At 66.0% G+C, this 25,354-nt stretch carries 19 protein-coding genes; 8 read left to right on the top strand and 11 right to left on the bottom strand.

Features of this window, described 5'->3' with window-relative positions; all coding sequences use genetic code 11:
• Nucleotides 1-15: 15 nt before the first annotated feature.
• Nucleotides 16-240, bottom strand: a complete 225-nt coding sequence (locus NUW87_RS09880) for a DUF3263 domain-containing protein (RefSeq protein ID WP_239217910.1) — start codon at nt 238-240, stop codon at nt 16-18.
• Nucleotides 241-255: 15 nt separating this feature from the next.
• Between NUW87_RS09880 and NUW87_RS09875 the strand changes: the two genes are divergently transcribed.
• The 5 genes from NUW87_RS09875 to NUW87_RS09855 are packed head-to-tail and all read left to right on the top strand — an operon-like array spanning nt 256 to nt 4,776.
• The gene (locus NUW87_RS09875; protein WP_035000125.1) at nt 256-834 is read left to right on the top strand and encodes a peptide deformylase; all 579 of its coding nucleotides are present in this window, start codon (nt 256-258) and stop codon (nt 832-834) included.
• A gap of 18 nt (nt 835-852) precedes the next feature.
• Nucleotides 853-1,923 (top strand): hypothetical protein, encoded by a 1,071-nt coding sequence (locus NUW87_RS09870; protein WP_269028325.1) that lies wholly within the window; start codon nt 853-855, stop codon nt 1,921-1,923.
• Nucleotides 1,924-1,925: 2 nt separating this feature from the next.
• Nucleotides 1,926-2,522 carry a GNAT family N-acetyltransferase, cg3035/Rv0428c family gene (locus NUW87_RS09865; protein WP_269028324.1) on the top strand — a complete coding sequence of 199 codons (597 nt, stop codon included), beginning with the start codon at nt 1,926-1,928 and terminating at the stop codon, nt 2,520-2,522.
• 5 nt (nt 2,523-2,527) lie between these two features.
• Complete coding sequence (locus tag NUW87_RS09860; protein WP_269028323.1) at nt 2,528-3,319, top strand: exodeoxyribonuclease III; 792 nt, start codon at nt 2,528-2,530, stop codon at nt 3,317-3,319.
• On the top strand, nt 3,316-4,776 hold the full coding sequence (locus tag NUW87_RS09855) for a phospholipase D-like domain-containing protein (protein ID WP_269028322.1): 1,461 nt from the start codon (nt 3,316-3,318) through the stop codon (nt 4,774-4,776). The genes NUW87_RS09860 and NUW87_RS09855 overlap by 4 nt, the downstream gene beginning before the upstream one ends.
• 188 nt (nt 4,777-4,964) lie before the next feature.
• Here the strand turns inward: NUW87_RS09855 and NUW87_RS09850 are convergent, their stop codons facing one another.
• From NUW87_RS09850 to NUW87_RS09835, 4 genes are all read right to left on the bottom strand, one after another.
• Entirely contained in the window at nt 4,965-5,906 is a 942-nt protein-coding gene (locus NUW87_RS09850; protein WP_269028321.1) for an endonuclease domain-containing protein, read from the bottom strand.
• 195 nt (nt 5,907-6,101) lie between these two features.
• On the bottom strand, nt 6,102-6,833 hold the full coding sequence (locus NUW87_RS09845) for an ABC transporter permease (protein ID WP_239220014.1): 732 nt from the start codon (nt 6,831-6,833) through the stop codon (nt 6,102-6,104).
• The gene (locus tag NUW87_RS09840) at nt 6,826-7,767 is read right to left on the bottom strand and encodes an ABC transporter ATP-binding protein (RefSeq protein WP_269028319.1); all 942 of its coding nucleotides are present in this window, start codon (nt 7,765-7,767) and stop codon (nt 6,826-6,828) included. The genes NUW87_RS09845 and NUW87_RS09840 overlap by 8 nt, the downstream gene beginning before the upstream one ends.
• Nucleotides 7,760-8,239: an NUDIX domain-containing protein gene (locus NUW87_RS09835; RefSeq protein WP_269028317.1), complete on the bottom strand. Its 480-nt coding sequence runs from the start codon at nt 8,237-8,239 to the stop codon at nt 7,760-7,762. Before NUW87_RS09835 ends, NUW87_RS09840 begins: the two co-directional genes overlap by 8 nt.
• A 40-nt stretch (nt 8,240-8,279) precedes the next feature.
• Between NUW87_RS09835 and NUW87_RS09830 the strand changes: the two genes are divergently transcribed.
• The 3 genes from NUW87_RS09830 to NUW87_RS09820 are packed head-to-tail and all read left to right on the top strand — an operon-like array spanning nt 8,280 to nt 13,083.
• The gene (locus NUW87_RS09830) at nt 8,280-9,662 is read left to right on the top strand and encodes a GlnX family signal transduction membrane protein (protein WP_269028316.1); all 1,383 of its coding nucleotides are present in this window, start codon (nt 8,280-8,282) and stop codon (nt 9,660-9,662) included.
• Nucleotides 9,659-10,669 carry a glutamate ABC transporter substrate-binding protein gene (locus tag NUW87_RS09825; RefSeq protein WP_269028315.1) on the top strand — a complete coding sequence of 337 codons (1,011 nt, stop codon included), beginning with the start codon at nt 9,659-9,661 and terminating at the stop codon, nt 10,667-10,669. The genes NUW87_RS09830 and NUW87_RS09825 overlap by 4 nt, the downstream gene beginning before the upstream one ends.
• The gene (locus NUW87_RS09820) at nt 10,666-13,083 is read left to right on the top strand and encodes a serine/threonine protein kinase (protein ID WP_336296922.1); all 2,418 of its coding nucleotides are present in this window, start codon (nt 10,666-10,668) and stop codon (nt 13,081-13,083) included. The genes NUW87_RS09825 and NUW87_RS09820 overlap by 4 nt, the downstream gene beginning before the upstream one ends.
• 285 nt (nt 13,084-13,368) lie before the next feature.
• On the opposite strand, the gene NUW87_RS09815 is transcribed toward NUW87_RS09820, so the two are convergent.
• The 6 genes from NUW87_RS09815 to NUW87_RS09790 form a co-directional block, all read right to left on the bottom strand.
• Nucleotides 13,369-15,792, bottom strand: coding sequence for a hypothetical protein (locus NUW87_RS09815; RefSeq protein WP_269028314.1), 2,424 nt, complete (start codon nt 15,790-15,792; stop codon nt 13,369-13,371).
• 4 nt (nt 15,793-15,796) lie between these two features.
• The gene (locus NUW87_RS09810; RefSeq protein ID WP_269028312.1) at nt 15,797-19,129 is read right to left on the bottom strand and encodes a Rib/alpha-like domain-containing protein; all 3,333 of its coding nucleotides are present in this window, start codon (nt 19,127-19,129) and stop codon (nt 15,797-15,799) included.
• A gap of 607 nt (nt 19,130-19,736) precedes the next feature.
• Nucleotides 19,737-20,942 carry an acetate kinase gene (locus NUW87_RS09805; RefSeq protein WP_239220029.1) on the bottom strand — a complete coding sequence of 402 codons (1,206 nt, stop codon included), beginning with the start codon at nt 20,940-20,942 and terminating at the stop codon, nt 19,737-19,739.
• Nucleotides 20,943-22,286, bottom strand: coding sequence for a phosphate acetyltransferase (gene pta / locus NUW87_RS09800; RefSeq protein ID WP_269028311.1), 1,344 nt, complete (start codon nt 22,284-22,286; stop codon nt 20,943-20,945). It lies immediately after the preceding gene.
• A gap of 78 nt (nt 22,287-22,364) precedes the next feature.
• Nucleotides 22,365-23,576: an ATP-grasp domain-containing protein gene (locus NUW87_RS09795; protein ID WP_269028309.1), complete on the bottom strand. Its 1,212-nt coding sequence runs from the start codon at nt 23,574-23,576 to the stop codon at nt 22,365-22,367.
• Nucleotides 23,577-23,902: 326 nt separating this feature from the next.
• Nucleotides 23,903-25,354 (bottom strand): hypothetical protein (locus NUW87_RS09790; protein ID WP_269028308.1); only part of this gene is annotated, 1,452 nt, incomplete at its 5' end.

Genomic DNA, 25,354 nt, shown 5'->3' with positions numbered 1-25,354 from the left:
CACCGTAAAGTTGAACTAGAGGTTGGGGGACCTTTGGCCGTCGCGAAGCCTTTGCAAACGCCTCACGAGCTGAGGCTCGGCCGCGAGCGCATCGGGCGAGTCCAACAACCGATTCAAATGCTGGTAGTAGCGGATGGGCTGCATGCCCAGCTCAGAGCGCACAGCGTCCTCGCGCGCACCAATCGACCTGGGGGCGCGCGCGGCGAAGCGGAGCACGGAAAGGTCGGTGTCTGAAAGCATGCCTAATATATTGGCATGACCATCCGACCCATCGTTATCCACGGCGACCCGGTGCTGCACGAACCGACCAAGGAAGTCACGCAGCCCGTCGAGGAGCTGCAAGAGCTCATCGCCGACATGCACGAAACCATGGACGCCGCCCACGGCGTGGGCCTGGCCGCCAACCAGATCGGCGTGCCGCTGCGCATCTTCGTCTACCACTGCCCGGACGGCGACCAGATGCGCCGCGGCACCGTGATCAACCCGGTGCTGGAGACCTCCGAGATCCCCAAAACCATGCCCGCGGACACCGGCGAAGACGACGAGGGATGCCTGTCCGTGCCGGGCTACGGCTGGCCCACCGGCCGCGCGGACTGGGCGAAGGTGACCGGCCTGGACGAAAACGGCAACGAGATCGAGGTCGAGGGCACCGGCTTTTTCGCCCGCTGCCTGCAGCACGAGACCGGCCACTTGGACGGCTTCCTGTACACCGACGTGCTCACCGGCCGCTACAAAAAAGAAGCCAAGCGCGTGATTCGCGATAACGGCTGGAAGGAAGCCGGCCACACCTGGCTTCCGGGAACGGACGAAGATCCGTTCGGCCACGACGATTAACGCGCTAAGATATCCGCCATGCGTATCCCCGCCGCCATCGCCGCCGCGTCGCTCACCCTCACCCCCGCGGCGCCAGTGGAGCCAGTTGAGCAGTTGCTTGACGACGTCTCCGCCACCCACGAGTCCTCCATCACCGCCATCAACAGCGCGGAGACGGACGACGAGGTCCGGGACGTGCTCATCGCCTGGCGCAAGGAGCTCATCGCAGCCGCAGACGAGCTGACAGAGCTGCGCGAGGACGCCGCGGAAGACGGCCTGACCGAGGAAGAAAAGGCCGCCTTCGACGAGGCTGCGAAGACGCTCAAGCGCGAGCGCGCCGGCGTGCGCGAGCTGCGCGCGGAGCTTCTGCCTGACGACGCACCAGTGGTCGTGCCCGCCCCCATCGAGGGCCTCGACGGGATCCTGGGCACCACCGCGTTTGACGCGTTCGAACGCTCCGAGGCCGGCGACGCCCCGATCGTGTACGGCATCCCCGGCAGCGACTCGGATCGCCCTGAGCCGTCGGTGACCAAGCCGACGGTGACGTCGGTGACGTCGGTGACCAAGCCGACGGTGGTCGAGGAGCCGACGGTGGTCGAGGAACCGACCACCCCGAGCAGCACAACCACTACTTCGCCGAGCACCACCTCCGCCACGTTCGACCCCGAGGTGACCCACCGCGTGGAACGCCTCCAGGACAGCGACACCACCACGACCGAGACCACCACCACGGAAACGACGTCATCCTCCACGTCCACCACCACGGGTACGGCCACCGAGACTGAAACGTCCGCAACGTCGACCACCACGGATGGCTCCGCGACCACCACGGCCACCTCGTCGACTTCGAGCAGCTCCGCCCGCTCGGTGCTGGAAAACCGCACCACGTCGGCAACGTCCAGCTCGACGACCTCCTCGTCTTCGACAACCTCGTCCTCCTCAAAGACGTCGTCGACCACCACCACCGAGGATGACGACGAGCGCGACGGCGACCTCGCCGACACCGGCACCCCGATGCGCGCCCTGATCGCCATCGGCATGCTGTCGCTGATGATCGGCGCGGCCCTGGTGCTCACCGGCGCGATCCGCCCGCGCGGGGCCCGCAAGTAGACGTGTCCAGGATTTTCCGCTCGGACGAGGTGGCGGTGGGCGACCGTGTCGTGGTGCGCCAGCGCCGCGGCGAGCACGCCAGCGACATCATCGGGCACGTCCTCAGCCTCGATCCTCTGGTGATCCGCCCGCAGGAGGTCGGCGGCTTTCCCTCCTCAAAGGAGGCGATTGAGGTCACGGACCTGCACATCATCAAGAAACTCTCGCCGCGCACGGTGCGCAACTCCGAAATCCGCGAGCTGGAAAAGCGCCTCGCAGACCGCCTCAACGTGCGCGACTGGGCGTGGGCCGCCGGCTGGCTCATGCGCACAGGCGACACCGAGGAGGCCAACTCCGCAGTCCCGCTCGGCCCTTCGGCAGGCTTCGGGCCGTTGCCTATCGACGCCATCCGGTCCTTCTACGACCAGCGTGGCCTGCCGGTGCGGCTGACCATCCCCGAGCGGATCGGCAAACCGGCCCTGAAAGTGCTCGACCACTCGTGGGAGCTCCAGGACGAGCAGGTCGTGTGGGTTGCGGGGGAGGCCTTTGGTGTGACGTCGATAGGCAATGTGCCCGAAGGGGCGCTGGAACACCACCGTAGGCGGCTGGCGCTAGGCTAGGCCGCATGCGAATCGCCACATGGAACGTCAACTCGGTGCGCACGCGCGCCGAGCGGATCGCCGCCTTCCTCGAACGCGAGGACGTGGACGTGCTGGCGATACAGGAAACCAAAACCGCGGACAGCAAATTCCCCTACGCCACCTTCGAAGCCGCAGGCTACGAGGTCGCGCACGTGGGGGTCAGCCAGTGGAACGGCGTGGCAATCGCCTCGCGCGTGGGGCTGGACAACGTCCGCGACAGCTTCGAGCGCCAACCCGCGTTTGCCAAAAAAGGCGCCCCGTCGGTGGAGGCGCGCGCCGTGGGGGCGGTGTGCGGCGGGGTGGACGTGTGGAGCCTGTACGTGCCCAACGGCCGCGAAATCGGCGACCCGCACTACGACTACAAACTGCAGTTCCTCTGGTCCCTGGCCGATCAGGTCCAGCCCGGGGAGCTGCAGGTGTACATGGGCGACTTCAACGTCGCGCCCCGCGACGAGGACGTGTGGGACGTGTCGTGGTTCGAGGGCAAAACGCACGTGACTGAGCCTGAGCGCGCCGCGTTCCAGATGCTGCTCGAGGCCGGACTGCACGAGGTCACGCACGAAAACCAGTACTCGTTCTGGGACTACAAGGCCATGCGGTTTCAAAAGAACGAGGGCATGCTCATCGACTTCCAGCTGGCCACCAAGCCCATGTTCGACCGGGTCCAGCGCGCGTTCGTGGACGTGGAGGAGCGCAAAGGCAAGGGCGCATCCGATCACGCGCCCGTGATCGTGGACTACGACACCCGCGGCCTGGCCTACGACGAGGTGCGATGAACCTGGACCTTTCCTGGTGGCAGTTCGCGGCGATGGTCGTGGACTACGCCATCAAGTTCGTGATGATCGGCGTGGTGCCCGGCGGGCGCAAACCGTCCTCGGCCAACGCCTGGCTGCTGTTGATCCTGCTCCTGCCGGTGGTGGGCCTGCCGCTGTACCTGCTGTTCGGCTCCACGTTCGTCTCCCGGCGCCGCCACCGCATCCAGGTTGAGGCGCGCCGCGTGCTGGACGGGGCGTGGGCGGGCCCCGACGGCGCCATCGCCCACCTGCCGCCCGAAACCGCCTCGCTGGTCCACCTCAACCGCGAGCTCACCGGCTACCCCGCCGTCCGCGGCGAGGTGCGCGCGCTGTGGGCGGATTACCGCAAGACCATGCTTCGCATTGCCAAGCTTATCGACGAAGCATCCGCCTCCATCTCCATCGAAATCTACGCCGTCGCCTGGGACGACACGACGGACGTGGTGTTCCGGGCGCTGCAACGCGCCGTCGCACGCGGCGTGCAAGTGCGTCTGCTTTTCGACCACATCGGCTCCGCCAAATACCCCGGGTTTAGGAAATTGAAGCGGCGGCTGACCGACATCGGCGTGGACTGGCACATGATGCTGCCACTGGCCCCACTGCGCGGGCGCTGGCGCCGCCCCGACCTGCGCAACCACCGCAAGGTCGTGGTCATCGACTCGAAGGTTGCGTTCATCGGCTCGTTCAACCTCATCGACCGCGGCTACCTCATGCCCGGGCACGTGAGAGCGGGCCGCCAATGGGTGGACACGTTTGCGGAACTGGAGGGGCCGATCGTGGAGTCCATCGAGTCCATGTTCGCCGTGGACTGGTACACCGAATCCGGCGAACGGTTGGATGTGGTGGGGGCGTCGGAGGAAACGTCGACAAGCAATGGCGATGTGCTCCAGCTTGTCCCCTCCGGACCCGGCTACCTCACCGAGCCGAACCTGCGTATGTTCAACTCGATCGTCCACAACGCGAAAGAGCAGATCACGCTGTGCTCGCCGTACTTTGTGCCCGAGGAATCGCTGCTGGAGGCCATCACCTCCGCCTGCTACCGCGGCGTGCGCGTGGACCTGTTCGTCGGCGAGAAGGCTGACCAGTTCATGGTGCAGCACGCGCAATCTGCCTACTACGAGGCGCTGCTGAAAGCCGGGGTGCGCATCTGGGAATTCCCCGCGCCGTACGTGCTGCACAGCAAGTTTGTGCTGGCGGATCCGGGGCGCGAGGGCGCAGTCGGCGTGCTCGGGTCCTCCAACATGGACATCCGCTCGTTCTCGCTGAACTACGAATCCTCCCTGCTCGTCGCCTCCGGCGAGCTGATTACGGCGTTGGAGCAGCTGGGCGCGAACTACCAGGCCGTCTCGCGCGAGCTGACGTTGGAGCGGTGGTCGCGCAGGCCCTGGTACCGGAGGTACGTGGACAACGTGTTGAAGCTGACGTCCGCGCTGCAGTAGGGGTTGTGGCGCGCTGTGGTGCTCGGTGGTGCTCCCACCCAGTCGACCGCCCCGGTCCCCCGCCCCTTACTCGCCCCACCGCCAAACCGGCTACCTACAACCGGCTACCAGGCGTTTTATAGCATGGTAGCCGGTTGTAGGTAGCCGGTTACGGGCGAAAAATGCCGCGACACGGGTTCGACCGGGGCCTAGCGCGGGCGGCGAGTGGTAGCCGGAACTCGTACCGATGGGTTGGCATCCGCTTCCGCCTTGCTCGCCAAAATGCGGCGTATGCAATCTTCAGGGTCCTGGATGATTTCGGCGGGGAAAAGACGAATCACCGTATACCCTTGCTCCCTGAGCCACCGGTCGCGTTTCTCCTGCTTAATCACTGCCTCGAAAGGCTTCTCTTTGAACTTGAGATACCCGTCGATTTCGATGACCAGCGTCCCCCACAACAGGTCGACCCGGTAGTACCTCCCGATCCACATCTGCTCCCTCACCTTGATTCGGCGCAACGCCAACAGCACCCTAACGACGGACTCGAACGGCGACTCCGACAGCGATGAGCTCAAGGCGATGGCCTCTTTCACACGGCCAATCCCCCGTTTGCCGCGCATCCGCTGCGCTACCGCCAGAATTTCGTCGCACCACATCTGTTGCTGAAGCGGCGCCATTTCGCGGTATTGCCCGTCGATGGCCGCAGTAGCGTCCGGGACACCATGGAATCTGGCGATGTCTACTACGGTGCGGGGTGGCGTCGTCAGGCGAAGGGTTGCTCCCGCGCCCGCACGGTCAATCGGATCGCGGACCACGGTGTCGATCTCGGGAACGCTGATGTGCCGGTACAGCACCCCCTCTGGCCACTGCTTCTTCGGCGGAGGGTTGCCATTGCACTGTGCTAGCTCTACCAGCTCTTCCCGGTTGGGAACCACCCACATGCCGTGCATGCGGGCAGCAGACCGGCCGACGAGCACCGCCTTATACGCCGCGGCTGACACGGAGTAACAACGGAGATACTCCTGCTCGTGCGATTCCAACGCGTCCCAGTCTGTGGTGGCGATAAACTTCGTTGCGGATAGCTGCCGGCAGTCCTGAGCTTCGGCGGCTTGCCGGGACAACAGCATCCCGGTGAGGTGTACTCGATCCATGTTTCCCCCCCCTATGAGTCATCCCCCTGATGACGCGGCCAGAGTAACAAACCACGCTCGGTCGTGCCCGTGTTCCTCACGCCGCGCCACCCCGAACACAAACACCGGCTACATACCACCGGCTACCACGCCCTAAAACGCCTGGTAGCCGGTTGTAGGTAGCCGGTTTGGGAGTGGAGGCGCCAAGCCCCCCCCCTACGCGTCGCGGGTCTCCAGCAGCACCACGCCGACGATCCACGCCACTACAGCCCACACGGCGAAGATCAGCAGCGACACGGGCAGTGTCCAGTCCTGGGTGGGGCTGTTGGTCATGAACGCCATGAGGTTGCCAAACGGCAGGAACTTGGCCACGTCGGCGCCGTAGCGCGGGATGAAGCCGACGATGGATTCCACCAGCAGCATCATGCCCATGCCGGTGACCACGGCGCCGGAGGTGTTGCGCACGATCCAGCCAACCCCCTGCTGGAACAGGGTGATCAGGGCCATGCCGAGGGGGATGGCCCACAGGGCGCGTCGGGAGGCGGTGTTGCTCACCCAGTTCGCGGGCACGGGCGCGGTGAGATCGCCGATTGCGAAGGCGACGACAAGCCCGACGAAGGTCAGCAAAGCAGCCAGCGCAGCACCGAGCACAAGCTTTGCGACGGCCACCTGCCACCGCTTCGGAGCAACCCTGAAGTTTGTCGGCGGGATGCCGAAGCGGTACTCGGTGGTCACGGTCATGGAGGCCTGGACGATCACGATGATCGCCGTGGTCAGCGCCATGGTGGCGGCGACGGTCAAGGGCGCGTACGGCATGCCGCCGAGTTTGGATGCGGTGCCGAACAGGGCTCCGTAGAAGGCGCCGAAGACGATGATCAGCGCGGAGGTCCACCAGAAGGAGGCGGTGGAGCGCAGTTTGGTCCACTCGGCGGGAAACAGGTTAAGCATTGGTACCTCCGGAGACGTACTGGGCGTGGCCCTCGGTGGATTGCATGTAGGCCTCTTCCAGGGAGGCGCGGCGCTCGGCGAGCTCGGATAGCGGCACCCCGGCGGCGAAGGCGACGCGGCCGACGTCGTCGGAGCTGCGGTCCGGGATTTCGAACACGGCGCGGCCGTCGGCGTCCACCGCCCGTGTGAAGGGCATGGCCGTGTCGGCGTGCTGCAGCGCGGCGGCCAAGGCGGCCGCGGCGTCTTCGGTGGGGGTGCGCACGATGGTGGTCACGCCGGAGTTTGAGCGGATGAACTCGGCCATGGACGTGTTGGCAACCAGGCGGCCGCGGCCGATGATGATGAGGTCTTCGGCGGTCTGCGCCATCTCTGCGAGCAGGTGGGAGGACACGAGCACGGTGCGCCCCTCGGCCGCCAGGGACTGCAACAGCCCGCGTACCCAACGGATGCCGGCAGGATCGAGGCCGTTGACGGGCTCGTCCAGGATCAGGTATTCCGGGTCGCCGAGCAGCGCCGCCGCGATGCCGAGGCGCTGGCCCATGCCGAGGGAGAACCCGCCGACGTGTTTGCCGGCGACGTCGCTTAGGCCCACCAGCTCGAGCACTTCGTCTACGCGGGTGCGCGGCAGCCCGGCGGCTTGCGCTTGCCAGAGCAGGCTGGCGCGGGCGGAGCGGTTGGGGTGGACACCTTTGGCGTCGAGAAGCGCGCCCACTTTGCGCGCGGGGTTGGGAAGCTGGCGGTAGGGCACGCCGTCGATGAGCGCGGTGCCGGATGTGGGGCGGTCCAGGCCCAAGATCATGCGCATGGTGGTGGATTTACCTGCGCCGTTGGGGCCGAGGAAGCCGGTGACGACGCCGGGTTTGACGGTGAACGTGAGGTCGTCAACCGCTTGGACGGCGCCGTACCGTTTGGTCAGGCCTTGCACTTCAATCATGCGGTTCAGTATGCACCATGGCTCTTTCGAGCACATTGCTTAGCGACGCCGCAAAGCCCGGGTGCAGCTCAAACCCCGAAACCTCGTGCAGCCCAACCCAACGCAGTTCCTCCGATTCCTCGTTGGCGGTCACGGCCAGCGGTGCCTCGCACAGCGCGATGACGGTGGTGTAGCTCCACTCCGGCAGGTCTGTGGTGACTACTTCCTCGACTACCTCGATGCGCCCCGGGTCGATGGCGCACTCCTCCACGGACTCGCGCACCGCCGCCTGCGCTGGGGTTTCGTGGCTGTCGCGGGCACCACCGGGGATGCCCCAGGTTCCGCCCTGGGCGGTCCAGCTGGCGCGGTGCTGCAGCAGCACTTTCGCGTCCGCACCCTGACCGGCGATGAGGAAAAGACCTGCGGCGCCGAAGCGCCCCCAGAGTTTTGTGCCGTCGGGTGTGGTGACCCAGCCGTTTCCGTCGCCAAGCATGGCCCCCACTGTAGGTGGGAACAGTTATCATTGCGGAATGGTGACGCAAAGCAGGCCGAGCGACGACGCGTGGCTCGACGAGCTTGAAGCGCGCCCTGCGCACCCGCGCCTGCATGGCGTCCTCCACGGCCCGCTCGCCGGCCCCTTAAGAATGGGACGGCGCGGCCACGCTTTCGCGCAGACCACCCCGGGCAAGATCATCGTGGTGATGGTGCTGCTGACCGCCATGCTTTTGGCGGCGGGGCTATCCATGAGCCAGTCCATGTCCAGCCGCAACCAGGCGCTGGACACGGTGCGCGAGGCCACGGAGCCGATGAGCGCGGCCGCCCACCTGCTCTCCACCTCCCTGCTGCGCGCCGACACTATCGCGGCGGGCGGGTTTGTCCAGCCCGGGCCGCTGTCACACGAGGACGTGCAGGCCTACTCCGCCGCGCTGGATACCGCAGTCAGCTCCGCCAGCGAGATTTACACGGGCGCGGTGGAGGCCGACACCGCCACCAGCGAGCGCATCGAGGAGCTGGTCAACGAAATCCAGCGGGACCTTCCCGTCTACGCAGGCTTAAACGAGCGCGCCCGGGTGAACCAGCGCATAGGCAACCCGGTGGGCGTGGCCTACATGTCCGAGGCGTCCAGCATCATGCGCACCCGCATGCTGGTGGCCGCCTCCGAGATCAACGCGCTGACCCGCGAGGACGTGGCGAAGGAGATGCGGCGCTTGTCCGAACCGCAGTGGGTGCCGCTGTCCGGCCTGGTCGCGGCACTCGGGTTCCTCGTGCTCACGCAGTGGTGGCTGTGGCGAGTGTTCCGCCGCCGCCTGAACAAGGGTTTTCTCGCCGGCACCCTCGCGGTGGTGGTGGCGCTGAGCTGGGCCGCGGTGTCGAACTACCAGTCCTGGCGCAACGGTTCGGTCGAGTATGAGCGGGCGGCGAAGCCCTGGGAGGAGCTCACCGTCGCCCGCTTCGACGCGCTGCAGACGCGCACGGACGAGACATTCGCGCTGCTGCGCCGCCAGTCGGTGGTGCACTCGTCGCGGGCGTTTGACGGAACGTATGCGTCGGTGAGCGCAGCACTTGCAACGGCCGAGGAGTACGGCGGGGAGCAGCAGCTTATCGACGACGCACGCGATGCCCTGCGCACCTGGGCCTACGAGCACAACGAGCTGGTCGGCGCGCTGAACTCGGGCAGCTACGAGCAGGCGGCGGCGCTGCTGGCCTCCGGCGGCGGGGCGGGCGAGGCCCCATTTCGGGAGCTGGACGCGACCCTGTCCAAGCTCATCGCATCTTCAAGGGAGGGCACGCAGGCCTACATCGATGCCTCGTTGGACGCGACGCGGCAGGTCTCTGCGGTGGTGGCGCTGTTGTCCGTGCTGGCCGTGATCTGCACGTGGCTGGGCATCCGTAGAAGGCTGGGTGAGTACCTGTGAGAACGACGTGGACCGCGTGCGCGGCCGCTATGACGGTGGCGGTGCTGGCAGGCTGCTCCGATGAGCCGTCGCCGGTGCGCGCCACCATCGCCCCGGAGCAGGAAACTACAACCACCCGCGAGCTGCTGCCCCTGCCGCCCGGCGCGCAGCTCGAAGACGCGGAGGGGGTGCCGGCAGAGCCCTACGTGCCGTCGAAGCTGGACTGGGAAGGCTCGCTGAACCCGCGGGGCGCCGCGGAGGAAACCCCCAACGTGGACCGCATCAAACGCCGCGGCCGGCTGGTGGTGGGCATCGACCAGTCGCTGTACCTGCTGGCGTTCCGCGACACCGCGAGCGGCGAGCTGCGTGGGCTGGAGGTGGACCTCGCCCGCGCGATCGCCGCCGACATCTTCGGCGAGGACAACCCCGGCGTGAACCGGCTGGACCTGCGGTTCGTGGACTCGGCGGCGCGCGCCGAGGCGCTGAACCAGGGGGAGGTGGACGTGGTCATCCGCACCATGTCCATCACCCCGGAGCGCGCGGAGGCCATCGACTTTTCCACCCCGTACCTGACGTCGCGTGTGCGCGTGCTGGTGCCGCGGGACCGTGGTGTGGACGACATCAACCAGCTGAGCGGCAAAACGGTGTGCATCGTGGACGGCACCAACCTGACCCAGATCGCGCGCACCTTCACGCCGCACTCGAATATTCTGCGCACCCGCTCCTGGTCGGACTGCCTGATGGCCACCCAACAGTTCCAAGCGGACGCGATTATGGCGGACGATTCCATCCTGGCGGGCTTGTCCGCGCAGGACCCGTACGCGGCGATCCTGCCGGGCACGCTCGCGTCGCAGTACTACGGCGTGGGCATCCCGAAGGGCCAGGCGGACCTGGTGCGGCAGGTCAACTCGACGCTGGAGCGGATGCGTAACGACGGCACGTGGTCGCAGCTCTACTCCACCTGGCTCGGGGGCTCCATCGCGGAGTCCTCCCCGCCGCCGCTGATGTACCGCAAGGAGGAACAGTGAGCACCGAGCGAGACGACCTGGATCCGCTGGAGCAGCACACCGAGGCGGTAGCTTTCGACCCGTTCGCCGACGATGAGGATGAGGAGCCGGGCACCGAAGCCGTCGCGTACGACCCCTTCGCCGACGACGAGAACTCGGACGACGACTGGGGTTCCGACGGCGAGACGGACTACTCCGCCATGGGCGAGATGGCCGGCCTGCTCAAGGACCTGGACAAGCTGCGCAAGGGCGGCAACCGGGAGGACACCTCCCAGCGCTCGCGCCGCCTGGCTCTGGATACGTTCCGCGAACGCCGCGGCACCCGCCGCGCCACCCGCGTCGTCGCAGACGGCATGGTGGAGCTGCCCTGGGTGGAGCCCACCGAGCCGAAGGAAGCGCTGATCGACCCGGAGCCGGCCGTGGTGAAGAAGGGCATCGCCCCGCCGGCGCTGCACCCGGGCGACGTGGTGGCCAGCCAGTACGAGATCATGGGTGTCATCGCCCACGGCGGCATGGGCTGGATCTACCTGGCGCAGGACCACCACGTGGCCGGCCGTGTGGTGGTGCTTAAAGGCCTGCACTCCACCGACAACCCGGACGAGGCGGCGGCTGCCGCGGCCGAACGCGAATTCCTGGCGGAGATGACGCACCCCGGCATCGTGCAGATCTTCAACTTCATCGACGACCCGCGCGTGCCCGGCGGGTTCACGGTCATGGAGTACGTGGGCGGGCCGAGTTTGCGGGCATGGCGGAATGCGTCGACAAGCAAAGTGCTCCAACCAGACATCGCCATCGCCTACATGCTCGAAGTGTTGCCGGCGCTGGACTACCTGCACTCGCGCGGCGTGGTGTACAACGACCTGAAGCCGGACAACATCATCGTCACCGAAGACCACGTCAAGCTCATCGACATGGGCGCGGTCTCCGGCATCGGCGCCTACGGGTTCATCTACGGCACGAAGGGGTTCCAGGCGCCGGAGGTGGCAACCGAAGGGCCTTCCGTATCCTCCGACGTGTACACCGTGGGCCGCACGCTGGCCTCGCTGGTGGTGGACCTGCCGCAGACCGACGGGGTGTACGACCCGGGCCTGCCCTCCCCCATCGACGAGCCGCTGTTTCGCCAATACACCTCCCTGTACCGCCTGCTCGCCCGCTGCTGCAACGAGGACCCGGCGCAGCGCTTCACCAGCCTGACCGAGCTGGAGGCGCAGATGCTCGGCGTGCTGCGGGAAATCGTCGCCGTGCGCGACGGGCGCACTTACCCCGCGCAGCACTCCCTGTTCTCCCCGCAACGTACGACCTTCGGCACAAAACACCTGGTCTTCCGCACGGACCAGCTCATCGACGGAATCGCTCGCAGCGTGGACATCACCCCGCAGGAAGTTGTCGCCGCGCTGCCGTCGCCGCTGGTCAACCGCGACGACGTCGGCGCCGCCATGCTGCAGGGCTCCTCCTACGCCGAGCCGCGCGAAACGCTGGAGACGCTGCGCCAAGCCATGACCACCCCGCAGTACGAGCACTCCGTGGAAATCCCCTTCGGAGTCGTGCGCACCATGCTCGACCTCGGCCTAACCACCCAGGCGCGCACCTGGCTGCGCTCACTTTCGGAGCGCTTCGGCGACAACTGGCGCTACTTCTGGTACGCGGGCGTTGTAGAAACACTGTTGGGCGACTTCAGCTCCGCGAAGACCTCTTTCTCCGAGGTGCTCAATCAGCTGCCCGGCGAGGCCGCACCGAAACTCGCCCTCGCCGCAGTCAGCGAGCTCATCTTGCAGGAAGGCGGGTATCAATCGAGCGAGCTGCTTCACGACGAGCTCGCGCCCGCCGCCGCCGGCCTTAGCCAACACCTCCGCGACGTGCCGGACGACGTGTTCGAGCACATGGCCGCCGACGGCGTCACAGACGGCACCTGGTCGCTGACCGTGACCTCCCCCGAGGGGCTGCGCTTCCACGCCACCCGCCTCTACGCGCTGGTGTGGATGACCAACCCCACCACCGTCTCTTCCGCATTCGGCCTGGCCCGGATGCTCATGTGCGAGGGCGAGGTGGGCCTGGCCATTAAGGCTCTGGACAAGGTCCCCAACGCGTCGCGCCACTACCGCATGGCGCGGCTGACCGCCATTTTGTGCCTGGTTGCCGAGGGCACCACTGAAGACCAGATCCGGCTCGCTGCCCGCAGGTTGGAACAGATCCCCTCCACGGAGCCGCGGTTTTTGCAGATCAAAGTCGCCGTCATCGAAGCCGGCCTGACGTACCTGCGTTCCCACGAGGCGGCGACCAACGTGGCGCTCTTCGAGTACCCGTTCACCATCCGGGGGCTGCGCCGCGGCCTTGCCCAGACGCTGCGGGACCAAGCCCGGGTGGCGCCGTACCCGAAGCACCGGTACGCGCTGGTGGACCTCGCCAACAAGGTCCGCCCCGCCACCTGGTTCTAGGGGGTTGGGCGCCGTTCCCAAATTTGTTCACCCCGGCCGGGTGCTGTCGGTGAACAAATCCCCTTTTGGCGGTTGATTTGTTCATTTTCCGCAGGTCGCCCAAAACCTGAGGCAGATCTATTCATCGCACAGTGAATTAATCCCCGGGGCGGCGGGAACCGAGCGAGGCCGCTGGCCCGCCGACACTTCACGGCAGAATCTGTCAGGCGGGCCCCATCGGCCCAGGTCAGCGCAAACGGCCGCCGTAATCTGTCAGGATTACGGCGGCCGCTCCAGCGGAGGCGCTTAGATGAACCCGCCCATGACAGCTGCGGCGCCGCCGAGACCGACAACCGCCAGGATGGCGATGATCACGCCCACGATCGTGCCAACGCTGCTGCCGGCCTCCTTGCCGCCCTTGCCGCCCTTCGTGTTCGGGGTCGGCTCCTTCTGGCTCGGGGACGGCCCCGTCTTCGGAGCGGGTGCCGCGGACGGCTTGGACTGGGTCGCGCCGTTGAGCTCGGTCACGGCAGGGCCGCGGGTGCCGGGCTGCACCGGCTGGTTCGCGGTGGTAGGCACCGGTGCTGGCTTGGCCAGGGTCGGCTTCGCCGGATCCTTCTTGCCCACGGTGTCGCGCGCGGCCTGGAGGTGCTTGGAATTGTTCTTCTCCAGCTCCTGAACCAGCTCGTCCATCTGCTCGGTGGTGTAGTTGAGCACGGAGAACTCGTTGGTTTCCTCGGCGACCAGGTGGCCGTTGGCGTTGTACACGCGGAACTTCACCGGCATGGAGGAATCCTTGTAGCCGGCGGTGTTGGCAATCGGCACCTCGACTGACAGCTTGCTCTGCTCCTTCAGCGCGCCTTCCACCGGGTACGTCTCGCGGAACTTACCGCCCGGGTAGTCCACCTGCAGGGTGAATTCGTGCAGGTCGATGCCCAGGTTGGACAGCTCCAGGTGCACCTTGGAGTCGGAGCGGTTGGCGATGATGACGTTCTTGATGCCCTCGCGCTCGCCCAAAACGCGGATGCCGGCCTTGCCGTTGTTCTCTTCCGCGGCCAAGACCACGAGCTCGTCTACACCCGGGTGCTCGTGGCCGGACTCGTGCGGGTCCTCGGACACGCCGGTGGAGCCGGTGGCCTTGGCAATCTCGCCGTTGACAAGGTCCAGGTTGTCCCAGTCCGGGGCGATGTTGTAGGCGCCGGTGTAGCACTGCGTCGAGCCGTCGTAGCAGGCTTGCGGGATGCTGGTGTTGTCGTTGGCGGTGGAGTTCTTGTCCGAGTAATCGAAGTGGCTGAACTGGTACAGGTAGTTCATCACAGACTTGTACTTGGGCACGTAGGAGTGGTGCGGCTTATCCACGTTGGAGGCGCCAGAGTGGGTCAGGCCCAGGTTGTGGCCGAACTCGTGGAGGATGGTGTTTCGCATCTGCTCCTGGGACGTCATCAGGTAGTTCTTGGACACGTAGAACGCGCCATCGGAAATCAGGCCGTTGCCGGAGGACATGTTGCCCGCCTCCTGCTGGTCGCCGATGATGCCCACGCGGAAGACAGCCTGGCGCGCGCCGAGCAGGTTCTTGCGGTCCTTGACCAGGCGCACACCGGGGACCTCCGCGCGGCCCTTGTCGTCCTTGAAGTAGATCGGCGCGTACGGCAGCGTGTCGCCGCCCTGGGGTGTGATGCCCGGGATGTTGCTGTAGTAGTCGCCTGCGTCGATGTGGAGGTTGTAGCCGCGGCGGTCAAACAGGTCCACCAGGTCGTTGAGGATCTGGCGCGACGGGCGGTAGACGTTCACGTTCGCGTCGGCGCACTCCAGGAACTGCCCGAAGTCGTTCTCAGTGGCAGCGTACTGGCGCTTCTCGGAGCAGCCCATAGTCTCCCACTCGGACTTCATCCAGTTCAGCTGGAGGAAAAAATCCGGCTTGTTCGGGTCCGCGCCCCAGCGGTGCAGCGGGAACTCGTTGCCGTCGGGGTCGGTGTAGCCGTTGAGTTCCCACTCGTCGGGCAGGCCGTCGCCGTCGGAATCCTTCAGCGCCTCGTTGGCGTCGCCGGCGATGGTCATGCGGGCGCTCAGCGAGTCGTCGTGGCGCTCCCACACGCCCGCGACGTAGCGGTCGCCGTCGTTCGCGCCTGCTTCTGCGGATTGCTGGCTTTCGCCGGTGCCGGTGGAATCGGCGCCTTCGAACTTGGTGCGCAGCTGGTAGCGGCCGCCGACGTCGATGGTGTAGTCCTTCGCGCCCGCCGCATCGGAGGTGATCGGGAAGTCGTAGGACATCAGCCCGTCCGTGAGCACGAGCTTCAGGTCCCGCTTGCTGGCGCTTTTCAGCTCCACCCGCACGTCCACTTTCTTCGAGGTGACGGTGAAGGTGCGCACGAGCTCCACGCCGAGCTTCGGGTCGGTGTGGGTGAGGGTGACTACGTCGCCGTCGGCGTTGGACGCGGGCTGCACCGTAGTGGCCTCGCCCGCGAATTCGACCTTCTGGCCGTCCGCGTAGGCGTCCAGGTAGAACGCCGTGGGCATCAAGCCGGAGGAGAGGCTGTTGTACATCAGCCAGGACACGCGGCCCTTGTTCACATCGACGTTTTGGAAGCCCTCGCTAGAACCGGTGGTCACGCCGACCTGGTAGCTCTTGGACATGTCCACAGCTGCGTCGGCTGTAACCGGCAGCGTGACACCAGCGGTGAGGCCGAGTGCGACTGCAGCCGCGATTGCTTTCTTACCAGTGTGCATCATGCGCCTACGTCCACCGCTCTAAAAAGTGTTGAAAATTATCTCGGTTATCGTACAGAACTTTGCCAGCTGCGCTTAACAATCCAAGCGCCGCAAGCGCCCACACCCAGGGCGAGGGCTTCGGGGAGCCATTTTCGCTTTGCGACGACCCTCCGGCCGCCACGCCGTCTACCTTCACAGCCACCTTGAGCTGAGTCGTGGAGCCGTCGGCGAGCAACACGTTCACCGGTATCTCCTTGACCTGGCCAGTAGCGGAAGCGGGAACGTGGATGTCCAGCACGCCGCGGGTGCGGTCCAGGGAGACCTCCCAGCCGTCGGCGTCGAACTCGCCCAGGGTGAACGGGTACTCCGCGGCTGCCCGGGGCACCGGCAGGGTGACTTGCGTGGTGGTGTCGGGGCGGCCGACAGCGGAGACGTCGTTAAGCACGATGCTCTCGGCGAGCGTGCCCTTGCCGGTCTTGGTGCGGACCTCAACCCGGGCGGACGTGATGGTGCGCGAGGAATCCTCGAACGTGACCTGCACCGGGATGTCGCGCGGGCCCGGCACGGTGCCGTCGTAGCTGGCGACGGTCAGCTCGCCCGTGTCCGGGTCGACCTTCGTGCGCAGCCCCGGGACCGGTTTGATCAGGGAGAACGACGCGCCTGCGACATTCGGCCGCAGAATGGCGATCTGGCCGGCGTTGATGGTGACGCGCGGGTACGTCACCCGCGTCAGCGCCGCAGTGCCGCGCACGGTCGTTGCCGGCACCTCGACGACGCGCTGCGAGCCGTCCGCGAACGTCACCACCACCGGGATCAGCGTGGCCTGCGGGTCCTCCTCGTCGCCGTTGCGGGCGGCAGTGATCGCGCCCGTCTTTGGGTCCACGGAGGCCTGCCAGCCATCTGCGTCGAAGGACGCGGCCAGGGCGAACGTGGCACCAGCCGGGGCCTGGCTCGGCGCCACCGTAACCGGGGTTCCGGCCTCCGTGACCTGCACCGGGCGCCAGGACACGACCTGGCTGGCGGCCTCGGACTGCGTGGCCACCGGCACCGTGATCTCCTGCACGGAACCGTCCGGGAGCGTCAGCTTCAGCGGGATGTCGAAGTCCGCGCCAACCGGAGCGTCCTCCGGCACCTTCACGGTGATCGCGCCCGTTTCCGGATCGATCTCCACCGGCAGCGCCGTCAGCCCGGTCTGCTCGAACGTCGCGCCCGGAGGCATCGAGCCTGTGGGGAACATGCGGATGTTGCCGTCCTCGTCGAAGAACGGTTTGCCGTAGCCCGCGGGCTCGGAGGAGTCCGCCAGCGACGGGCCCGTCAGCGCCGCAATGCGGGCGAAGACGGTGGGCTCGCCGTCCTTGTCCGAAACCGTGCCGTCGGCGTACAGCACCGTCACCGGGACTTCGATCGGCTCCGGGTTCTCCTCCGGAGCAGCGGCGTAGATCGCGCCGGTGTCCGGGTCGATGCTGACATCCCAGCCCTTGTAGGCCTTGGCCGTGCCGAGCTCGTTGCCCTTGTCGTCATACACCGGGGCCAGCGCGTACTGGCCGACGTTCTCGCCGTCCTTGTTGACGGGGAACGTGCCGTCGAGAAGCGGCACCACCACAGTCTTGCCCGGTTGCGCGCCGAGCCCCTCCTGGTAGGCGGGCTTGTACGCCTCGTTCTGCGCGCCGGCATCGACGTGGAAAACCGCATCTGCCTTGCCCTTGGTGCCGTCCGGGTAGGTGAAGTCGACGGGGATCGTGATGGTCTCGCCCGCCGGGGTGCGCAGAGGCGCCTTCACCGTGACAACGCCGGTGTCCTTGTCGACGGTTCCCTCAGCACTGTCGGTGGAGAACTTCGTCCCCGCGGGAAGCGGCTGACCTTCGTACTCGATACCGTCGTGGTCAATGGATGCGATCGGACGGCGGCTGGATTGCTTCTTGCCCGCCTGGACGTACGTGTCCTTGTACTCCTCATCGCTGATGCGGTCTGCATCGCTCACCGGAGCCGTGACCTTGACCGTGACGGTGTCGCGCTCCCCTGCCTCGGAGACCACATCAACCGTGTACGTGTCCGGCTTTACGTCGCGGCCCGGTTCCGCCACGACCTGGCCGTCCGATGCCACGGACAGCCACTCCGGCGCGTCCCCGTCCACGCTCACGTTGACGGGCTGAGCCGGCCTGCGCGCCGGCACCGCAACCTTGGTAGTGCCCGCCTGCACGGTCAGCGTTTTCCATGCGAAGTCGTCCACTTTCGGTGCGGGCTTCGAGGTGGTGGGCTTGGTCGAAGTCGGCGTAGACGGTTTCGTGGTCGTCGGCTTCGTGATCGTCGGCTCAGTGGTCGGATCTTCAGGCGCCGTAGTAGCCTCCGCGCCATCCACCGTGATGTCGATGGTGTCGGTGATCACCTTGGCGTCGTTAGTAATGATCTCGATTTTCGCCGTGCCCGAGGTCTTCGGCTTGCCGGTGATCTTGCTCTTCTCGTCGTCGTAGGCCAGGCCTTCCGGAAGGTCCGTGACTTCAACAGAGGAGGCGTTGTCCGTGGGAATATCGATGTCCACGGACTCGCCGGGCTTCACCGGTGCCGGGTTTTCGACGATGTTCTCCTCGACCGGCGCAGGCAGATCGGCGGAGTCCTTCACCTCAATAGTGAACTCCTGCGCGAGATCACCGTTTGCACCTTGCATGACCTTGCCGTTCTCGACCAAGTGGGTCTTAACGGTGTAGGTCCCTGGCTCGGTGGGAGTGCCCTTGATGTAGATGTGCTTGATGTTGCCGAAATTGCGCAGGCTCGGCTCCAACCCCTCCGGCAGCTCCGAGCCCTCAGCAAACTCAAGCTTCGAAGTCCACGCAGCCCGATTCACCTGGACGTTAACGGTGTGAATCGGCTTACCTGTCCAGAACACCTTGGCATTCTGGCCAGCATAGACCGGGGCTGGTTCAAGCGCGACCGGGATCTCAAAAAACTTCTTCGATTCATCCTTGAAGGTGGCCTCAACCAGGATCTTGTCGTTCTCGCCAAGTTCGGCGCTGGGGTCAGGCGTGATAGAAACCGTGCCCGTCTTCGCATCAACTTTGGCACCCCAACCAGGGTTCACATCGTCGGAGAGCGTGTAACTCGCCGGCGGATAAACGGTAAAACGGTTGACATTTGGGCTTGCCGTGGCAGTCTGCCCGTAACGCACACTGGTCAACCTGGGGTACCTCACCCACGATCTATCGGCATCTGTCCTGTCCGAAAGCTGCGCCGACGCCTGCGAAGCGGTCTGTGGGGCTGCAACCGGCTGGACACCCGTCACCACAAGCGACAGGCCGAGCGCGCACGCGGCTACCGATGTCCCGCGCCGACGCGCAATCGCGCGGTCATGCTTTCCAGTCATGGCAAACCCCTTCTCGGAACTTTCATTTATCGCCGACGTAATCAACAGCCAACAATACGGTTTTTTCCAATCGTCAATCTATAGTGTGCAACCCCATAAAGACAACACAATTATGGTTTTTGGAGACGTTAGTCAGCACAATAGAGGCCAGCACAGTCCTCTGCCCTGCTACGCCCGAGACTTTGACAGTTTTTGTGCAATCGGTCACAAAAGACGGAATCGTCATACGTTTGTGCGGGGCACGGTCGATTCAGGCACTAGCAGATCAGCCCACTACCGACCCCGCTTTTCAATATCACCTGCAACAACACAAACTTGGACGCTTGATCTGCTAGTTCCAGCCTGCACATTGCCTATCGACGCATCCGTCACCCCCGCCAACAGCTCCCACCAACACCAAGATCGCTGATCGTCTAGCAGCACCGCACGACCTGCTAGACGATCCGCGAACCGGCTCCGCGTTTCCCCAGGTGATGATGGCATTGAGTTTCAGTATCAAGCTGACCGTCTAGCACTCTCCACACGCTGCTAGACGATCACGCAACAGGCGCAGCACTAAGCCCCGGCACCAGGTCTCGCAAACTGGTGCCGGGGCTGAAAAGCCGCACTACCCCACGCGGGCGGCGACAGCGGCGGCCTTCTGCGCGATGGCCAGCTCCTCGTTGGTGGGCACGACGAGGACCTTCACCTTGGAGTCGTCGGTGGAGATGATGCGCGGGCCGTCGTTGGGCAGCGCGTTCTTCTCCGGGTCGATTTCGATGCCGTACATCTTCAGGTTGTCCAGGGCGTCCATGCGCACGTGCTGGTCGTTCTCGCCAACGCCGGCGGTGAACGTGATGGCGTCCACGCGGCCCAGGGCGATCATGTAGGAACCGATGAAGCGGCGCAGCTGGTTCAGGTAGACCATGTATGCCAGCCAGGCGTTTTCGTCCTCTTCCTCGATCATGGCGCGCAGCTCGCGGAAGTCGTTGACGCCGGACAGGCCCTTCACGCCGGACTGGCGGTTGAGCAGGTTGTCAATCTCGTCGATGGACATGCCGCCCTGGCGCACCAGGTGGAAGATGATGCCGGGGTCGATGTCGCCGGAGCGGGTGCCCATGGCCAGGCCAGCCAGCGGGGTCAGGCCCATGGAGGTGTCAATCGGGTGGCCGTTGGCAACCGCCGACGCGGAGGCGCCGTTGCCCAGGTGCAGCACGATCTGGCGAGTGTGGTTCGGGTCGCGGCCGATCAGCTCCGGCACCTGGGACGAGACGAACTCGTGGGAGGTGCCGTGGAAGCCGTAGCGACGGATCAGGTTCTGCTCCGCCACCTCGGCGTTGATCGCGTAGAGGGCGGCGGCCGGCGGCAGGTCGCGGAAGAAACCGGTATCGAACACCGCGACGTGCGGGATATCCGGCAGCAGGGCACGGGCAACCTCGATGCCGTCGATGTTGGCCGGGTTGTGCAACGGCGCCAGCGGGATCAGGTCGCGGATCATGTCCACCACCGGATCCAGGATCAGCTCCGGCTCGGAGAAGACCATGCCGCCGTGGACAACGCGGTGGCCTGCGGCGACGATGTCGAGTTGGGTGGGGCCGATACCTTTGGCGTCGAGAAGCTTGAAGGTTTCCTGCAGGCCGTCAGCATGCGTGGGCACGGCCTTTTGCACGACGTACTTCTGGCCGTCGTACTTGATGGTGATGCGGCCCTGCGGTTCGCCGATCTGCTCGACCAGGCCGGAGACGAACGGGTCGTCGGAGGCGCCGGCGGCCGGGTCGACGATCTGGAACTTGATGGAGGAAGAACCAGAGTTAATAACGAGTACGTAGGACATTTACTTCGCCCCCGCCTGGATCGCCGTGATAGCAACGGTGTTGACAATGTCCGGCACGGTCGCGCCGCGGGACAGGTCGTTGACCGGCTTGTTCAGACCCTGCAGCACCGGGCCGACAGCGAGTGCGCCGCCGGTGCGCTGGGCGATCTTGTAGCCCGCGTTGCCCGCCTCCAGGTCCGGGAAGATGAACACGTTGGCCTGGCCTGCAACCGGGGAATCCGGGGCCTTCTTGGCGCCGACGCCCGGGTCGCAGGCGGCGTCGAACTGCAGCGGGCCGTCGATGGCGACATCCGGGGCGAGCTCCTTCGCCTTCGCGGTTGCCTCCACGGCGCGCTCCACATCCGGGCCGGAGCCAGAGGTGCCGGTGGAGTAGGACAGGATGGCTACCTTCGGGTCGATGCCGAACTGCGCGGCCGTCTTGGCGGACACGGCGGCGATCTCGCCGATCTGCTCGGCGGTCGGGTTCGGGTTCACAGCGCAATCGCCGAACGCCCAGAGACGGTCCTGCATGACCATGAGGAAAATCGAGGAGACCACGGACGCGCCCGGGGCGGTTTTGATGATCTGGAAGGACGGCTTAATCGTGTGCGCGGTGGTGTGCGCGGCGCCGGAGACCATGCCGTCGGCGAGCCCCTTGTGCACCATCATGGTGCCGAAGTAGGAGACGTCCTTCATGGTCTCGCGCGCCTCTTCGATGGTCACGCCCTTCTTCTTGCGCAGCTCCGCGAACTCGGCGGCGAACTCCTCGGCCAGCTCGGATTCGAGGTGGTTGACCAGGTTCGCGCCCGTGAGGTCCAGGCCCAAATCGGATGCGCGGCGGTTGATGTCGTCCACGTCGCCGAGGATGGTCAGCTCGGCCACGCCCTGCTTGAGCAGCTGGTCTGCGGCCTGCAGGATGCGGTCGTCCTCGCCCTCCGGCAGCACCACGTGCTTGCGGTTGGCCTTCGCCTGCTCGATCAGCTGGCGCTCGAACACCACGGGGCTCATCACCTGCTGGGCCTCGACGGGCTCAACGTTGTCAAAATCGCCATTGCTTATCGACGCCACGGTCGCCCCCAACTCCCCAATCCTCGCTACAGCGAGCTTGGCAGCCGCCTCGTCGCCTGCGGCGAGCAGCACCGGGGCACCGAGGGCTGCGGCGAGCTGAGCGTCGAAGTTGTAGTCGCCGGTACCCGCGTACAGCGCCGGCTCTTCGGTGACCTGTTCGGAGTTGAAGATTTCTGCCACGCTGTCACCCGAAAGTCGCACCAGGGGCAGCTCCAAGCGGCTGGCAAGCTGCTGCAGATCCAGTCCGTCGAAGGTGCGGTTAGCGAGGGTTACCAGCAATGATTGGCGTTGAGACATGGCTTCACCTTTCGTCGTGGGCAAACATGCAACAGTTTACCGGCGGGAGCCCCGTCAAGACGAACCGAATGGTGTGATCTAATTCTCGTCGGGTTTGCCGTCGATCTTGTGGATTTCCCGGACAGCCTCATCCGTGCGTTGGCGGGCCTCGGCTGCGGAATCGGCGGTGGCGAGGACCAGCGTGCCGTCGCCAAGCATTCGCACCGTAACCTCCTCCACCGCCATGGCCGCAGCGAGCGCGGCCTGCGACGGGTGCCCCTCCAAAAAGCGCACCGCACCAGGGCTGATCAGCGTCGAATCAATAGGCAAGCGCTGCGTGGCGCGCGCCTGCAGGTCGAACTGGTTGATGCGCTGCGTGACAAACGTGACCACGCCGTCGCGGCTCGGGCGCGGGGTGACCTGGGAGAAGTAGACGTCGTCTCCCGAGACGAACATCTCCACCGAGAAAATGCCGCAGCTGGCCAGCGCGCCGACGATGCGCGCGGCGATGGAACGCGCGTTGTCCATCGCGGCCTCAGGCAGCGGCGCTGGCTGCCAACTCTCCACCAGTTTGCCGTCGCGGTGGCGGGTGCCAATCGGCTCGCAGAACCACGTGGCCAACTCGCCCGTGCTCGGGTCAATCGAACGCGCCGCGAGGATGGTGACTTCGAAGTCGAAGTCGATGAAGCGCTCCACCACCGCGCCTTGGCCCGTCCCCCGATCGGCGGCGCGCCATGCGTCGGCGAGATCCGCGTCGCTGCGCACGACGCTAAAGCCCTCGCCGTCCTTACTGGTCGCCGCTTTGACCACGCACGGATACCCGATCCGCTCCACCGCGTCGTGCATCTCCTGCGGAGTGGCGGCGAACTCGTAGTCCAGGGTGGGAAGCCCCAGCTCCTCGTTGGCCTGCTTGCGCACCGCCATCCGGTCCGCGGTGTGGCGGCACGCATCCACCGACGGCGCCACCACCGCACCGACACGCTCCGAGATCTCCTGAACCGTCTCGATCGTGTCCTCCGCGTCGCCCGAGGTGACCATGATCCCCGGGTAGAACACCTCCGCGATACTCGCCGCCCCGACCCGGGTGTCAAAGCCCATGCGCTTGTAGGCCTGCTCTAGGTCGAGCGCCATCGCGGACTCGCCCAGGATCAGCGCGCGGCGCGGCATCTCCGGCGGTTCCTCGCTGGCAGCGGGCGCGGCGGGGACGGTGGGGATAGCGCCCGTGTCGTCGGCGGAGTGCTCGGCGTTGGGTCCGGTGTTGGGCCCGGCTGGGCGCTCGGAGGGGTGCTCTGCAGAGTGCGGAACAGTCATGGGAGCTGATTATCCCACAGTTCCGGGTGCGGGCTGGTACGCAAACGCGTGACGTGCGGGGATAGTCGGGTGCCGTACTGGTATTCGCTGGCACGGCCCGCTTACGTTTGCACGGGCCACTTGCTACTGTTCTACGCGAAAAGGCTCTACGGAGTCGGAGACTGAAAGCGGGTCTGTTGGTTTTCACCAGCACGGCCCGCTTTCGTTTTGCGGTGCCGGGGGACTGAGCGGTGCGAGGGTCACACGCATACGAAACGCCCCCGCCTCCCAGTGCGGGAAGCGGGGGCGCTCGGCTCGAGTGCTGCTAGGGCGCGAGCCCTACGCGGCTACTTCTTCTCGGAAGAACCGGCGTAGGTCTTGCCGGAAGAGCCCTTCAGCTCGAGATCCTTGACGGAGCTGCCGATGCCGCCCGGGGTGCAGTTGTCGTAGATGACCGTGCCGGTGAGGATGCCGGCGGCGATCAGCGCGAGGCCTGCGCCCACGGTTGCCACGTCCAGGCCGAACTGGCGCAGCTGCTTGTTAATCACCTCGACCTGCAGCGCAATCTCCGGGTTGAACACGCCCAGCTCCTGCTGGATCCGTGCGTTGGCCAGGCGGATCTGCTCGGAGTACTGCTCCACCACCGGGGACAGGCCCGGGATGGCGGTCTGGGTGGCTAGGCCGATCGGGATCAGCGCCAGCAGCGGCAGGCCGAAGCCGACGGAGGTGGCGATGCAGCGCTTGCGCTCGTCGTCGGTCAGACCCGGCTTCTCCGGCTTCGGCGCCGGCTTCTCCGGCACGTCCTGGCCCTCGGACGGGGTGGAGTTCACGTCGAGCGGGTTGGACTTGCCCTCGATCTCGTCGCGGTTGGACACGCCGTCGCCGTCAAAGTCGCCGTTCGGGTCCAGGATGGAGCGGCCGTCCTGACCCACCAGCTCAAACTTCGCCTCGCCGGTCAGCGGATCCTTCACGCCGTCGAGCGTGATGGTGCCGGTGGCCTTCGGGTTGGCGATGCCCTCGAACTGCTTCACAAAGTCGTCCCAGGTGGTCTTGCCGTTCGGGAACTTCTCGGTGAAGGAGTCCTGGAGCTGCTCGTTCGTCGGGGCCTGGCCGGTGATCACGCCGGAGGTGCCGTCGATAGTAAAGCTCCAGTTGTCCGCGCCCTCGGAGCCTTCGACCTCGGCGCCGGTGACCCTAGCGGTGAGGTCCTGGCCCGCGAACGGATCCTTGGACGTGCCCTTCTCGCCCGGCTTCACCGCGGTCGCGTCGCCGTAGTTCGGGGCGACGATGTTGACGCGCAGGTCGTACCCGTCCTTGTCGGTGACGCGCTTGCCGTCCTTGTCGCGCACGGCCACGAAGGCCTCGCGCGGGTCGGTGCCGGCCGGCACGCTCACCTTGATCTCGCCGGTTTCAGGATCGATCTCGACGACGCCGCCCTCGATCTCCTTGCCGGAGCGGTCCACGAGCTTGCCGGTGTAGCCGCCGTCCTTGTCCGGGTTGTTCACGCGGCCGACAACGTGGAAGTTGCCGTCAGCGGGCACGTCCGGGGTGCTCACGGAAGCGGTGTCGGAGTCGTTGTCGTCGCGGTTCTTCTCGTGGCCGTCCACCGGCACCTCCACCTCGACCGCGCCGTTGGGCAGGTTCGGGTCGGTGACGGTGACGGTGATCGGGCCGTCGACATCCTCGCCCGGGGTGAGGTGGATGTTGCCGTCCTCGTCGATTTCGGCCGGGATGTCCTTGCCGTCCTCGTCGGTGGCGGTGACCTCGGTGTCCTCGGACGGGTTGTTCACCTTGATGCC

Origin of the sequence: Corynebacterium pilbarense, assembly GCF_026930265.1 — a bacterium.
Classification (GTDB): domain Bacteria; phylum Actinomycetota; class Actinomycetes; order Mycobacteriales; family Mycobacteriaceae; genus Corynebacterium; species Corynebacterium pilbarense.
The sequence above is the reverse complement of the archived record's forward strand: the minus strand, read 5'-3'. Positions and strand labels throughout refer to the sequence as shown.